The sequence below is a fragment of the Amycolatopsis sp. cg13 genome (assembly GCF_041346965.1).
Taxonomy (GTDB): Bacteria; Actinomycetota; Actinomycetes; order Mycobacteriales; family Pseudonocardiaceae; genus Amycolatopsis.
In genome coordinates, this window is sequence record NZ_CP166848.1 from 5,142,236 (window position 1) to 5,155,688 (window position 13,453).

Here is a 13,453-nt window from a genome sequence, read left to right on the forward strand (position 1 = left end):
CCGTCATCTTCACACGTTTGGGTGAAGATTCAATGATTACGGTGGTAGTGCCGCCGAGCCTTCTCCCGGTTCCCGCAAGCCGCCATCGAGCACCAGCGCGCACGGTTCGCCCGGCTGCGATCGAGCAGGAACAGCTGGCACTCGTCGTTGGCGCAGGCCCGCAATCGCCCGGGGAGATCCTTCTCGATCGCCGCCCAGTCCAGAACCGCCCCAACAGCCAACCGGGCATGCGGCGGCGTCTCCAACGACCAGCGAAGGCCGTCCGCGGAAACCTCCGGCACCTGACGCACCCCGTCGAGCAACGAACGCAACGCAACCGGCGAGCTGTCCCCGCGCACGACGTCCCGAAGGAGATCCCGCGCCTGCCGCAGCAGCTCCAGCTCCGCGGCACTCCCGTCGCCGCCGCGCTCCCGCGCCCACCGCCGGTCGAGCGCGTCCTGTTCCTCGCCGTTGACCAGCGGCCTGCTGTTGAGCAGGTCGAGCAGCGCGTCCATCGAAGCTCTCCTAACCAGACTGCACCCTTTGACAGGTTAGCTCGACCATGCTTCCATGGCGAGACCTAACCAGATTAAACCAGCAAAGGGGTTAGCCATGATCCAGCATCGGACGACCGTCGTCGACGGCCAGAAGCTCTTCTACCGCGAGTCCGGTCCCGCCGACGCGCCCGCGATCGTCCTGCTGCACGGGTATCCGACCAGCTCGTTCATGTTCCGGAACCTCATCCCGCTGCTGGCCGACCGCTACCGCGTGATCGCGCCGGACCACCTCGGCTTCGGCCACTCCGCCGCCCCCAGCGCGGACGAGTTCGACTACACCTTCGACGCCCTCGCCGACCTCACGTCCGGCCTGCTCGACCAGCTGGGCCTGAACCGCTACGCGGTTTACGTCCAGGACTACGGCGCCCCGATCGCCTGGCGGCTCGCGCTGAAGCACCCCGACCGGATCTCCGCGATCGTCACGCAGAACGGCAACGGGTACGAAGAAGGCTTCGTCGACTCGTTCTGGACCGGCCTCTGGGCCTACGGCGCGAACCCCGGCCCGGACACCGAACCGGCCGTCCGCACCGCGCTGAGCTACGACGCCATCCGCTGGCAGTACCTGCACGGCGTCCCCGACCCGAGCCTGGTCAGCCCGGACACCTGGGAGCACGACCACGCGCTGGTTTCCCGCCCCGGCAACGACGAAATCCAGCTCGCGCTCTTCCGCGACTACCAGCACAACCGCCCGCTTTACCCGCGGCTGCACGAATTCCTGCGCAACCACGACGTCCCGGTGCTCGCCGTCTGGGGCCGGGGCGACGAGATCTTCGGCCCGGCCGGTGCGGAAGCCTTCGCCCGCGACGCCAAGGACGCCGAGGTGCACCTGATCGACGGCGGGCACTTCCTGCTGGAAAGCCACCTGGACGTCGTCGCGGGCTACCTGCGCGGCTTCCTCGGCCGGGTCCTGAAGTAGTCCGGGCTCGGCAAAACTACCGACCCGAAACCGCCGCACAGCCCGGAAAATCGGCCGGTGTCCCGCTTCGCGAAACTGCAGTTGTCTCCCCGGCCGATCGCCGCGGCCGTCGTGTTCGTCGTCTTCGCCACCGCCCTCGTCATCCACCTGACGACCCGCTCGGACGACGACCCGGTAGCCGCACCCGCGTCGAGCAGCCCGGCCAGCGCCACCACCAGCTCCAGCCCGCCGAGCAGCACCGTCCCCGCGACCCCGCTCGACCCGGCGGGCTACCAGAAGCTCCTCACCGACATCGGCGCCTCGATCACCCCGACCGTTCAGCAGCTCGAGCAGGCGACCACCCCCGCGGAGGTGAACAGCGCGAGCTCGAGTCTCAGCAGCGCGGTCAGCAGCGCCATCCAGCAGCTCGACTCCGCCCTTCCCCCGGACGCGATCCGCAGCACCAACCGCGCGCTGCTGTCCGACTTCACCGTGCTCTACAACAGCTCCGTGCCGAAGATCGAGAGCAGCGCGCTGACGAACAAGCTGTGCGGCGGAGTCTCAGCCATCGCGGAGCTGAGCAACGACCAAGGCATCGCCGGGCTGCGCGACACCCTCGCGAAACTGGCCACCGCCGACCCGGCCCACCCGTATCACCTCGGCCCGCTCTTCCCCGACGCCCGCCCGGCACCGAACCGCAGCGCGGAAAACGGCGCGGTCCTCGCCGGCGCGGGCGGCGGCAAGAACAGCGTCAGCATCAAGAACGTCTCCGGCACCGACCAGGCCGTGACGTTCGCCGACCTCTCCCGCCCGGTGTTCACCGTGTACGTGAAGGCAGGAGCCACCACCTCGGCGAGCGGCATCGCGGACGGCCACTACACCGTCTACAGCACCGGCGGCACCGACTGGGACGCCAGCCGCGGCCGCTTCACCCGCGACTGCTCGTTCTCGAAGTTCGGAGTACCCGCTGCCATGAAGGACAACGGGTACACCCACACCAACATCGACCTCACCGTGCACAAGCTAGACCCGCGCGAACTGCCGTCCGGACCGTTCCCGGAGCAGTCCTCGATCGAGCCCCTGGAGTACCCGCACTGACCTACTTGCGGATCTCCAGCGTGCAGCACTTCGGGCCGCCACCGGCCTTCCGCAGCTCCGAAATATCCACATACACCGGCTCGTAACCCCGCTCGGCCAGCCGAGCACCAAGGTCCGTCGCCTCGACCGGCAACACCACGTTGCGCCCGTCGGACACCCCGTTCAGCCCGAAGCACTCCGCATCAGCCGCAGTAGCGAGCACAGCGTCCGGGAACATCCGCCGCAACACGCGCTGCGAACCAGGCGAGAACGCCTCCGGGTAGTAGACGACCTGCGCGGTCGCCGTGTCCGTCGCCTCGGCCAGCACGAACAGCGCGGTGTCCAGGTGGTAGTACCGCGGGTCGATCAGCTGCAGCGACACGACCGGGACGCCGAGCACCTCCTGCGCCTCGGCGTGCGCGGCAGGGTCGGTGCGGAAGCCAGTACCGGCCAGCAGCAGCCGTCCGGTCCAGGCGAAATCGCCCTCGGCCTCGTTGATTTTCTCCGGCATGGTCAGGTCGCGGTAGCCGTGTTCGAGGAACCAGCGGCGGAAATGCTCCGCCTCGGCGGTGCGCTGCGGGGCGCGGAACCGCGAGCCGAGCACGCGCCCGTCCACGACGGTGCCCGAGTTGGCCGCGAACACCATGTCCGGGAGGCCGGGTTGCGGATCGATCTCCTCGACGGTGTGGCCGAGGCGGCGATAGGTGTCGCGCAGCTCGGTCCATTGCGCGACGGCGACGTCCGCGCTGACCGGCTTGGAGGGGTCCATCCAGGGGTTGATCGCGTAGTCGACGGCGAAATAACGCGGCGGGCACATCAGGTAACGGCGGGGCGTGGGCACCCGCGGCGGCACAGCCTCTCCCTGCATGCAACCAGGCTAAGGTGGACCTAATCTCGCAATCAATCGCTGTTCACTGCGCACCTGCATGCTAAACATTGCGTGTGAACACCATCGACCAGCGAATCGTTTCCTGCCTGGTGGCCAACGCTCGCTCCAGCTACGCGGAGATCGGCAAGGTGGTCGGGCTGTCCGCCCCGGCGGTGAAGCGGCGCGTGGACCGGCTGCTGGAAACGGGCGTCCTGCGCGGCTTCACCGCGGTCGTCGACCCGGAGGCGCTCGGCTGGGGCACCGAGGCGTTCGTCGAGGTGCACTGCCAGGGCAACGTCACGCCCGGCCGGATCCGCGCCCGGCTCGAACCGCTGACCGAGGTCGTCGCCGCGTACACGGTGTCCGGCGCGGCGGACGCGATCGTGCACCTGCGCGCCGCCGACATCCACCACCTGGAGACCGCGCTCGAACGGCTGCGCGGGCTGGAAATCATCGACCGCACCGTGTCCACGGTTGTGCTGTCCCGGCTGTTGGAGCGCCCGCCGACGCCGTCGTGAGTGCCTACGCCGGTTCTAACCGGCATCGCCACTCACGACGATGCGATGCTGAGCGCCATGACCGACCGCATTCACAGCGAGCACGACCAGGGCGTCGCGCTGCTCACCGTCGACGCCAGGAAGAGCCGCAACGCGCTCACCCTCGACCTCTCCGCCGAGCTGGCCGCGGCGGTCGCGCGCGCCGAGGCCGACGAGAGCGTGCACGCAGTGATCGTTACTGGCGCACCGCCAGCCTTCTGCGCGGGCGCGGACCTCACCGCGCTCGGCAAGGCCGACGCCGAAGGACTGCGCTCGGTGTACGCGGGGTTCCTCGCTGTCGCCGGATGCAGCCTGCCGACCATCGCCGCGGTCGGCGGGGCCGCCGTCGGCGCTGGTCTGAACCTCGCGCTGGCCGCCGACGTCCGGCTCGTGGGACCGCACGCCAAGTTCATCCCGCGGTTCCTCGAACTCGGCCTGCACCCCGGCGGCGGCATGACCTGGATGTCGCAACGAATCCTCGGTCCGCAGCAGGCGTCCGCGATGGCGTTGTTCGGCGAAACCCTTACCGCGGAATCCGCAGTGCGGGCCGGGTTCGCACTGCGCTTTGTGGACGGCGACCACGACGCATTGGTCCAGGCCGCCCGCGACCTCGCCGCCCCGACGGTCGCCGCGCCGCGCGAGGTCGTGCTGTCCACCAAGCGGACTATGCGCCAGACGAGCGGCCTGACCGAACACGCCGCGGCGGTCGAAGCCGAACTCGTCCCGCAGCTGGAATCACTGGCCGCACCGGCATTCGCCGAGCGGCTGGCGGCGATGAAGGCGCGTATCAGCGGGCGCTGACCGGCACCGCGCACAAATTCCCACATTCCGGGAACCCTCAACCTGGAGCAAACTGCTGGTCAGTGCCGCGCGGGCGGCAAGAGACGCGCGTCACTCCGGACGACGGCATGATTCGCCCTACGATCGAGGACACCCCGGTGGGCCTGGGTACCCCACACTTGACCGCACTACGACCGCGGCCTGATGTGTGGCGAGTAACCTCGGAAACAGGCCTCGGCGGGCTCCCCGGGGAGCCGACCCTGGCCCGCAGCACGCCGGGAGAGAGGGATTCCCTGACCCATGAGCACCAGTGCGAACGGCAGCGCGGCCGGGAACGGGCAAGGCGCGCTGACCGCGTCCCGCTCCACCGAGGTGAACAAGCTGGACCGGGTGGTCATCCGGTTTGCCGGCGACTCGGGCGACGGGATGCAGCTGACCGGCGACCGGTTCACCTCGGAGGCGGCGGCGTTCGGGAACGACCTGTCGACCATGCCGAACTTCCCGGCCGAGATCCGGGCGCCACAGGGCACCATCCCCGGCGTCTCGTCCTTCCAGGTGCACTTCGCCGACTACGACATCCTCACGCCGGGCGACCGGCCGGACGTCCTCGTCGCGATGAACCCCGCCGCGCTGAAGGCGAACGTCCGCGACGTCCCGCACGGCGGGACGATCATCCTCAACACCGACGAGTTCTCCAAGCGGAACCTGGTGAAGGTCGGCTACGAGACCGACCCGCTCGACGACGACTCGCTGTCGCCGTTCCAGGTGCACCGGGTCGCCATGTCGACTCTGACCCAGGGCGCGCTCGCCGACACCGGCCTCGGCAAGAAGGACGCCGAACGCTGCAAGAACATGTTCGCGCTCGGCCTGCTGTCGTGGATGTACCACCGGCCGACCGAGGGCACCGAGCGGTTCCTGCGCGAGAAGTTCGCCAAGAAGCCGGACATCGCCGAGGCGAACATCCTTGCCTTCCGGGCAGGCTGGAACTACGGCGAGACCACCGAATCGTTCGCGACCACCTTCGAGGTCGCGCCGGCGAAGCTGGACAAGGGCACCTACCGGCAGATCACCGGCAACACCGCGCTGGCGTACGGGATCGTGGCCGCCGGACAGCAGTCCGGGCTGCAGATCCTGCTCGGCACGTACCCGATCACCCCGGCCTCGGACGTGCTGCACGAACTGTCCAAGCACAAGAACTACGGCATCATCACCTTCCAGGCGGAGGACGAGATCGCCGGCATCGGGGCCGCGCTCGGCGCGTCCTACGGCGGGGCGCTGGGCATCACGTCCACGTCCGGTCCCGGCGTCGCGCTGAAGTCGGAGACCATCGGCCTCGGCGTGATGACCGAACTGCCGCTGGTGATCATCGACGTGCAGCGCGGCGGGCCGTCCACCGGCCTTCCGACCAAGACCGAGCAGGCCGACCTGCTGCAGGCGATGTTCGGCCGCAACGGCGAATCGCCGGTGCCGATCATCGCGCCGCTGTCCCCCGCCGACTGTTTCGACGCGGCGATCGAGGCCACCCGGATCGCGCTGAAGTACCGCACGCCGGTGCTGCTGCTGTCCGACGGCGCGATCGCCAACGGTTCCGAACCGTGGCTGGTCCCGAATGTTGAGGACCTGCCGGACCTGCGCGTGGAATTCGCGTCGGAACCCAACTCCGACAACGGTTCCGGCGAGTTCTGGCCGTACGTGCGCGATCCGGAGACGCTCGCGCGGGCGTGGGCGATTCCGGGCACTCCCGGGCTGCAGCACCGCATCGGCGGACTGGAGAAGGCCGACGGCACCGGCCACATCTCCTACGACCCGGACAACCACGACAAGATGGTGCGACTGCGCCAGGCGAAGATCGACGGCATCGACGTGCCGGACCTGGAGGTCGACGACCCGTCCGGCGAGGCGCGCGTGCTGGCGCTGGGCTGGGGTTCGTCCTACGGCCCGATCGGCGCGGCCTGCCGTCGCGTGCGCAAGCTCGGGATGCCGATCGCGCAGGCGCATCTGCGGCACCTGAACCCGTTGCCGCACAACCTCGGCGAGGTGCTCGCGCGCTACGACCGGGTCGTCGTGCCGGAGATGAACCTCGGCCAGCTCGCGCTGCTGCTGCGGGCGAAGTTCCTGGTGGACGTGCATTCCTACACCAAGGTCGCCGGCCTGCCGTTCAAGGCCGAGGAACTGCAGAACGTGTTCTCCGACATCATCGCCAACCTCGTTCCGGAGGGCGTCAAGTGACCGCCATCGATCTCGGGCTGCCGCAATTGGGCGGCATCGACCTGGTGCCGACCACCGACGAACCGCAGAAGGCCAAGGACTACAAGTCCGACCAGGAAGTGCGCTGGTGCCCCGGCTGCGGCGACTACGTGGTGCTCAACGCCGTGCAGTCGTTCCTGCCGACGCTCGGGCTCAAGCGGGAGAACATCGTCTTCATCTCGGGCATCGGCTGCTCGTCGCGGTTCCCGTACTACCTCAACACCTACGGCATGCACTCGATCCACGGCCGCGCGCCGTCGATCGCGACCGGTCTCGCCACGACGCGCCCGGACCTGTCGGTGTGGGTCGTGACCGGCGACGGCGACGCGCTGTCCATCGGCGGCAACCACCTGATCCATGCGTTGCGGCGCAACGTGAACATCAAGATCCTGCTGTTCAACAACCGGATCTACGGGCTCACGAAGGGCCAGTACTCGCCGACGTCCGGCCAGGGCATGGTCACGAAGTCGACGCCGATGGGTTCGCTGGACACGCCGTTCAATCCGCTGTCGCTGGCGATCGGCGCGGAGGCGTCGTTCGTGGGCCGCGCGATGGACTCCGACCGCAAGGGCCTGACCGAAGTCCTTGAGGCAGCGGCGAAACACCGCGGTTCGGCACTGGTGGAGATCTACCAGAACTGCCCGATCTTCAACGACGGCGCGTTCGATGTCTTGAAGGACAAGGACGAAGCCGCGTCCCGCCTGATCCCGCTCCACGCGGGCGAACCGATCCGCTTCGGCCCAGAAGGCGAGTTCGGCGTCCGCCGCGGCGACTGGGGCGGCCTGGATGTCGGCAAGGTGGCCGAGATCGGCGAGGAAAACCTGGTGGTGCACGATCCGTCCATTGCGGACACTTCGTACGCCTTCGCGCTTTCCCGACTTGGCGACCAGAACCTGAACCACGTCCCGACGGGCATCCTGCGCCAGGTCGAGCGTCCTACCTATGACGACGCCGCACGGGCCCAGGTCGAGCAGGCGCGCGAGGCCAGGAAGCCGGACCTGCAGGGGTTGTTGCGGGGCAAGGACACCTGGACTGTCGCCTGACGGTTTAGTCCACTTACGACAGAGGCCGCCACCCCCTTCCGCTGGGGATGGCGGCCTCTGTCTCATGTGGGCTCAGTGCAAGGGGCGGAACCCGACCCGCTCAGCATCAGCCGCGCTGCGGAACCACACCTCGGCAACCATCTTCGGGAACTGCGGCGAATCCTCACCGCAATACCGCAACGCCGTCACACTCGCCTTCACCGTGAAACCATCCGCCGGACGCCCACCACCCGGACGCGGCATCGCCGACCCCGGACCGAAAGGCCCCGGCGGCACCGCATCGTCAGCGGTCTGGCGCGCGGGCGGCGGCTCCGGAGCAGCCATCGCGGCCTGGTTCGGCTGCACGGACGGTTCGAACAGCGAACCGCTGTGCCCGCCGGCGAGGTCCGGCTCCCGACGCTCCACCGGGCGCATCGACGGCTGGATCGGCTGCGGCGCATCGAAACCGCCGCGCGGGGATTCTCGGCGCTGCCGTTTCGGCAGGCCCTGGCTTGCCGCAGCGTCCGCAGTGTCCTCAGTGGACTCCGCGGCGGGCTCGGGGTTCGGGATCAGGTGATCAGTGGTCGAATCCTCTTCGAGGTGACCGACAACCGACTCGGCCGGTTCGGCGGGTTCCTCGAACGCCGACCGCTGCGGCGCGTCCGTCTGGTTGAACCAGTCCGGCTCCGGTTCGGCCGCGCGGCCCGGCCCGGGGCGGAACAGCGAGACCGGCTCGGGCTCCGGAGCGGTGCTGTCCAACGGAGTCGGGTCGAGTCGTCGCTCCAAAGAGGACAGTCCGTCGGCCGGTTCGGCCAGGTAGTGGCTCTGCTCCTGCTCGGCGGGACTGTCCGCTTCGGAGTAGTCCACCGGCTCCGGGACGCGGTGGTAGCCGCTGTCGTGCTCGTCCGCCGGTTCCGCGATGCGGTGGTAGCCGCTGTCGTGGTCCTCAGCCGGTTCCGCGATGCGGTGCGAACCAGTGTCGACCGGCTGCAGGTACTCGGTGGCCGCGGCACGGTAGACCGAGCCGGAGTCCTCCGGGACGCTCTCGGCCGGTGCGCTGTCGAAAAGCCCGTTCGCCGCTTGGTGTTCGCGGGCCTCGGCCTGAGCGAACGCCTCGTCGACGTCGTCCTCCGGAGAGTCCGGCGAGTCCGCAGTGTCCACAGCGGCCGCCGGTTCCGGAGCCGTGCGGTATTCCGCGTCGTACTCGGCTTCCGGCTCGAAAGCGCTCGTCGCCTGGATCACTTCCGTCGGAGCGTGCTCACGGCGGTCTCTGGTCCAGTCCTCCGCGGGCGGCAGGACCGCGGTGCGCGCGGGCGTGCTGGCCGCGGCGCGTGCCGTGTCGGCGTGCGCGCTCGCCAGTTCCGCTTCCAGTTCGCGTACCCGCTTGCGTGCCGGACGCGCCAGCACCAGCCAGGCGATGACCGCGCCGACGATGAAGGCCAGCAGGCTCCAGAGCCATACCTGCCCGAAAATGGACATTTCTCGCCCCTTTTAGAACGTTCGCGCGACCAGGTAGTCGGCGACCGACTCGCAAGCGTCGCGCGCAGGGGAAGCGGGCAGCGAGGCGAGCTCGGCACGTGCTCGGGAAGCGTAGTCGGAAAGAGTTTCGCGCGCGCGTTCGAGGCCGCTGGAACGACGCAGCAGCTCGAGCGCCTCGGCCACCAGGTCGTCGTCGGTGATCGGGCCGGCGAGCAGCTCGACGAGCCGCGGGTCGGTGCCCGGATCGGCCAGCGCGTACAGCATCGGCAGCGTGCGAACGCCTTCCCGCAGGTCAGTGCCCTGCGCTTTGCCGAGCTCGACCGAGGGCGACGCGATGTCGATGACGTCGTCGGAGATCTGGAAGGCCGCCCCGATGATGTCGCCGAAGCGGCGCAGCGCCTGGATGTGCTCCTCGGCCGCGCCGGACATCATGCCGCCGAAGCGTCCCGACGTCGCGATCAGCGAACCGGTCTTCTGCGCGATCACGGTGAGGTAGTGCTCGACCGGATCGTCGCCGGGCCCAGGCCCGACGGTCTCGCGCATCTGCCCGCTGACCAGCTCGCCGAACGTCTCGGCGATGATCCGCGCGGCGTCCGTGCCGAGGTCGGCGACGAGCCGCGAAGCGTGGGCGAAGAGGTAGTCGCCGGTGAGAATGGCGACGGTGTTGTCCCAGCGCGAGTTGACGCTCTCCGCGCCCCGGCGCATGGTCGCCTCGTCCATGACGTCGTCGTGATACAGCGTCGCCAAGTGCACCAGCTCGACCGCGGCAGCCGCGATCAGCACCTGCTCGCCCTGCTTCGGCCCGAACTGCGCGGAGAGCAGCGTGAACAGCGGACGAAAACGTTTGCCCCCCGCCTCGACCAGGTGCAACGCCGCGTCGTGCACGGCGGGCACGTCGCTCTTCACGACGTCCCGCAGCATCGTCTCGACGTCCGCCAGCCCGCCCGCGATCGCGCGCAGCAAGGGCTCGTCCTGGATCTGCAGCCCGACGGTCGCGCGCAGGTCCTCGACAGCGCCATCCCGGGCCGCCCCCGGAGGTGGTGAAGACACAGACACGTCGGCTCCGCTCTCTCGTGGCGCTCGTCGCCAGTCGGTTACCCCCTTCAGGGTAGTGGTTGCCCCGCGGCCTGCCTTTACCCGCTGTCCTGCGGAAACGGTGACGAACGCGACACTGCCGCCCCGGTCGCGCGCCAGGCCACGAACGGGTTGATCCGCGATCCCGGACGGGTGATCGCCGCCCGAGGACGCAACGGGCGATTCGGACCTGCGGATAGACCTTTGAGGCAGCCATCCGCAGCGAGGAGACGAGACATGATCATCAAGCGCGCCGCACTGGCCACCGCGGCACTGGCCGCCACCGGTTTGCTCGCCGCTGCCGGCCCCGCCGCCGCGGACAGCCCCGCCGGAGTCGCCGACATCGGCAACGCGAACTTCACCAAAGCCGGCAGCACGATCTCCATCCCGACCCAGGCCCCGTGCGCCGTAGAAGGCCCAACCAGCGGCTCCGCAACTGCGGTATCCAAACCCGGCGTCACGTTCGGCGGCGGCACGTCAAGCTGCACCACCGAGGTCGTCGACCCCGCGAACGACGTCACCACCACAACGTCGACCGCCACCGGCAACAACTTCGAACTGTCAGCCCTGGTGAGCACGGGCGGCAAACGCATCCGCATCTCGTCGTACACGGTGACCTGCAAGGCAACCCAGAGCGGCACGAACGCGAACTGGACCCTGAGCGGCCTCACCGGCATCAGCGGCCTGCCGTCCCCCATCCCCGCGAACTACACCAAGCCGCTGACCAAGAGCGATGGAACGGTGCTGGCAAACGCGGTCTTCAACATCCAAACGCTCCCCGGCGACGGAAGCATGACCCTGACCATGCTGCGCATCGACTTCGCCCCCGCCTCCGGCGCTTCCGGCTCAGTCACCGTAGGCCACACCGCCTGCGCCCCCACCCCCTGAAGTACGCGAGGGGAACCCTCATTGACTCTGATTCCCTCAGGGTTCCCCTCACGACCCTCGACGGTCCGTGAAGCCCGCTCGCTCACCACCCGCCGCGACGCGCCCCAATGTGGCATTGGGTGCATGCGACGCACCGAACGCCACATTGGGTGCATCCGACGCACCCAATGCCACATTGGGGCGCAAGCCCCCACCACCCACCGAACCGCAGCCGCTGCACCCAAATCGAGACACCCACACCTCCCCCGCCCCTAACCGCCACCAGCCCCACCTACAAACCGCAGCCGCCGCACCCAAAGCAAGGCACCCACACCTCCCCGCCCCCGATACAAAGCCAAAAACACGGCGCTGGGGTGCTTGTCAAGGCATCTTTCCCGCCTTGACAAGCACCCCAGCGCCGTAGTCACACTAAAAAATCGGGGTGCCCAGCCTCACCGCCGGGGCGCAATGTCGCCGCCAGGCGACGAGCCACCCGAGAACTCAGGAAGCAAACCCTCCAGCCCCAGCCCAATCCAACGCAAAGGCAGGCAACACACCAAGCACCAACGTAACCACAACACCCAAAGCAATAGCCGCAGTAGTAAACCCACCCGGCACCGTAACGGTAGGCCCATCAGCAGCAGGCTCAGAGAAATACATCAACACAATGACCCGCAGATAGAAGAACGCAGCCACCGCACTAAACACCAGCGCGACAACCACCAACGGCGCCATCCCATCCGACAACGCCGCCGAAAACACCACGAACTTCCCGACAAACCCACTGGTCAACGGAATCCCAGCCAACGCCAGCAGCAAGAACGTAAACACCCCAGCCAAAACCGGCGACCGCTTGGCCAACCCAGCCCAAGCGGAAAGATGCGTAGCCTCCCCGCTGGAGTCGCGAACCAGGGAAACCACACCGAACGCAGCCAACGTAGTGAACCCATAAGCCAGCAAGTAGAACAGCGTGCTGGACAACCCATCCTCGGTCATCGCAATAGCACCCACGAGCAAGAACCCAGCGTGCGCCACAGACGAGTAAGCGATCATCCGCTTAACATCAGTCTGCGTCAGACCGAGAATCGCCCCGAGCGCCATAGAAATAATGGCCACGGCCCACATAACCCCGCGCCACTCCCAGCTAGTCGAGGAAAACCCGACGCTGAGCACACGCAAGATCGCCCCGAACGCGGCAACCTTCGTACAAGCAGCCATAAACCCGGTAACCGGAGTGGGCGCACCCTGGTAAACGTCCGGCGTCCAGGTATGGAACGGCCCAACCGACCCCTTGAACAGCAGGCCGACCACAAGCAACCCAAGACCAGCGAACAACAACGTGTCCGACCGATCCGACCCAGCAGCAGCATGCGCGATGTCGGCAAGCTTCACCGAGTCCGCGTACCCATACAGCAACGCAAGGCCGTAAAGGAAGAACGCCGAAGAGAACGCCCCAAGCAGGAAGTACTTAACCGCCGCTTCCTGCGAGATCAACCGACGACGGCGAGCAAGACCGCACATGAGGTACAACGGCAGCGACAGAACTTCCAACGCAATGAACATCGTCAGAAGATCATTAGCCGCACAGAACGTCATCATCCCGCCAAGCGCAAACAGCGTCAGCGGAAAAACCTCAGTCTGCGACGTAGTAGCCGCCTGCGCCCGATCCTGCACAGTCCCAGGCCGAATCGCCGCCTGAGCCACAAACGCACCACCAGGCTCAACCTTGCGGTCAGCGATGAGGAACACCGCCCCAAGCCCGAGCAGCAACAGGGTGCCCCACAGGAACAACGACGGCCGGTCCACCGAAATAGACCCGGAGAACGTCGTAGTACCAGCCTTGGAAGCAGAAGCGCCAGTCGCGTAAAGGATCAGCGAAACCCCCGCGGCGATGATCGCGCCGAGGGAGATCGTGACCTGGATCCCCCACCGCGTCGCCTTCGGTGCGAACGCTTCCACCAGCACGCCGATGCACGCGACGCCGAAGACGATCAGCATCGGCAGCACGGCCGCGTAATCGACTGAAGGCACTTCGATCGGCGCTGCCGGCGCCTGCGCCAGGAACATGTCGA

12 protein-coding genes are annotated in these 13,453 nt (G+C 67.9%); 7 read left to right on the forward strand and 5 right to left on the reverse strand.

Going from position 1 to position 13,453, the window contains the following annotated elements; translation table 11 throughout:
* Positions 1–29: 29 nt before the first annotated feature.
* The gene (locus AB5I40_RS23675; RefSeq protein ID WP_370932276.1) at positions 30–494 is read right to left on the reverse strand and encodes a CGNR zinc finger domain-containing protein; all 465 of its coding nucleotides are present in this window, start codon (positions 492–494) and stop codon (positions 30–32) included.
* Between the two features lie 97 nt (positions 495–591).
* On the opposite strand from AB5I40_RS23675, the gene AB5I40_RS23680 reads away from it, so the two are divergent.
* Positions 592–1,452, forward strand: a complete 861-nt coding sequence (locus AB5I40_RS23680) for an alpha/beta fold hydrolase (RefSeq protein ID WP_370932277.1) — start codon at positions 592–594, stop codon at positions 1,450–1,452.
* Between the two features lie 57 nt (positions 1,453–1,509).
* Positions 1,510–2,529 carry a hypothetical protein gene (locus AB5I40_RS23685; protein WP_370932278.1) on the forward strand — a complete coding sequence of 340 codons (1,020 nt, stop codon included), beginning with the start codon at positions 1,510–1,512 and terminating at the stop codon, positions 2,527–2,529.
* Between the two features lies 1 nt (position 2,530).
* Here the strand turns inward: AB5I40_RS23685 and ddaH are convergent, their stop codons facing one another.
* A complete protein-coding gene (gene ddaH / locus AB5I40_RS23690) occupies positions 2,531–3,376 on the reverse strand; it encodes a dimethylargininase (protein ID WP_370932279.1) in 846 nt (281 codons plus the stop codon).
* A gap of 74 nt (positions 3,377–3,450) precedes the next feature.
* Between ddaH and AB5I40_RS23695 the strand changes: the two genes are divergently transcribed.
* The 4 genes from AB5I40_RS23695 (at position 3,451) to AB5I40_RS23710 (ending at position 7,982) form a co-directional block, all read left to right on the forward strand.
* Positions 3,451–3,894 carry an Lrp/AsnC family transcriptional regulator gene (locus AB5I40_RS23695; protein ID WP_037712217.1) on the forward strand — a complete coding sequence of 148 codons (444 nt, stop codon included), beginning with the start codon at positions 3,451–3,453 and terminating at the stop codon, positions 3,892–3,894.
* Between the two features lie 57 nt (positions 3,895–3,951).
* The gene (locus AB5I40_RS23700) at positions 3,952–4,713 is read left to right on the forward strand and encodes an enoyl-CoA hydratase (protein ID WP_370932280.1); all 762 of its coding nucleotides are present in this window, start codon (positions 3,952–3,954) and stop codon (positions 4,711–4,713) included.
* Positions 4,714–4,992: 279 nt separating this feature from the next.
* Positions 4,993–6,921 (forward strand): 2-oxoacid:acceptor oxidoreductase subunit alpha, encoded by a 1,929-nt coding sequence (locus AB5I40_RS23705; protein WP_370932281.1) that lies wholly within the window; start codon positions 4,993–4,995, stop codon positions 6,919–6,921.
* Positions 6,918–7,982: a 2-oxoacid:ferredoxin oxidoreductase subunit beta gene (locus AB5I40_RS23710; protein WP_370932282.1), complete on the forward strand. Its 1,065-nt coding sequence runs from the start codon at positions 6,918–6,920 to the stop codon at positions 7,980–7,982. The genes AB5I40_RS23705 and AB5I40_RS23710 overlap by 4 nt, the downstream gene beginning before the upstream one ends.
* Before the next feature lie 72 nt (positions 7,983–8,054).
* On the opposite strand, the gene AB5I40_RS23715 is transcribed toward AB5I40_RS23710, so the two are convergent.
* On the reverse strand, positions 8,055–9,440 hold the full coding sequence (locus AB5I40_RS23715; RefSeq protein WP_370932283.1) for a hypothetical protein: 1,386 nt from the start codon (positions 9,438–9,440) through the stop codon (positions 8,055–8,057).
* Positions 9,441–9,452: 12 nt separating this feature from the next.
* On the reverse strand, positions 9,453–10,490 hold the full coding sequence (locus AB5I40_RS23720; protein WP_037816359.1) for a polyprenyl synthetase family protein: 1,038 nt from the start codon (positions 10,488–10,490) through the stop codon (positions 9,453–9,455).
* Between the two features lie 261 nt (positions 10,491–10,751).
* Here AB5I40_RS23720 and AB5I40_RS23725 point away from each other — a divergent pair, with 261 nt between their 5' ends.
* Positions 10,752–11,402 carry a hypothetical protein gene (locus tag AB5I40_RS23725; RefSeq protein WP_370932284.1) on the forward strand — a complete coding sequence of 217 codons (651 nt, stop codon included), beginning with the start codon at positions 10,752–10,754 and terminating at the stop codon, positions 11,400–11,402.
* Positions 11,403–11,882: 480 nt separating this feature from the next.
* Here AB5I40_RS23725 and nuoN read toward each other — a convergent pair whose 3' ends face one another.
* Positions 11,883–13,448, reverse strand: a complete 1,566-nt coding sequence (gene nuoN / locus AB5I40_RS23730; protein WP_370940588.1) for an NADH-quinone oxidoreductase subunit NuoN — start codon at positions 13,446–13,448, stop codon at positions 11,883–11,885.
* Between the last annotated feature and the right edge of the window lie 5 nt (positions 13,449–13,453).

Coding starts and splice junctions, on each gene's coding strand:
- AB5I40_RS23675 (WP_370932276.1), bottom strand. CDS start 494: ATGGACGCGCTGCTCGACCTGCTCAACAGCAGGCCGCTGGTCAACGGC.
- AB5I40_RS23725 (WP_370932284.1), top strand. CDS start 10,752: ATGATCATCAAGCGCGCCGCACTGGCCACCGCGGCACTGGCCGCCACC.
- ddaH (WP_370932279.1), bottom strand. CDS start 3,376: ATGCAGGGAGAGGCTGTGCCGCCGCGGGTGCCCACGCCCCGCCGTTAC.
- AB5I40_RS23705 (WP_370932281.1), top strand. CDS start 4,993: ATGAGCACCAGTGCGAACGGCAGCGCGGCCGGGAACGGGCAAGGCGCG.
- AB5I40_RS23680 (WP_370932277.1), top strand. CDS start 592: ATGATCCAGCATCGGACGACCGTCGTCGACGGCCAGAAGCTCTTCTAC.
- AB5I40_RS23715 (WP_370932283.1), bottom strand. CDS start 9,440: ATGTCCATTTTCGGGCAGGTATGGCTCTGGAGCCTGCTGGCCTTCATC.
- AB5I40_RS23700 (WP_370932280.1), top strand. CDS start 3,952: ATGACCGACCGCATTCACAGCGAGCACGACCAGGGCGTCGCGCTGCTC.
- nuoN (WP_370940588.1), bottom strand. CDS start 13,448: ATGTTCCTGGCGCAGGCGCCGGCAGCGCCGATCGAAGTGCCTTCAGTC.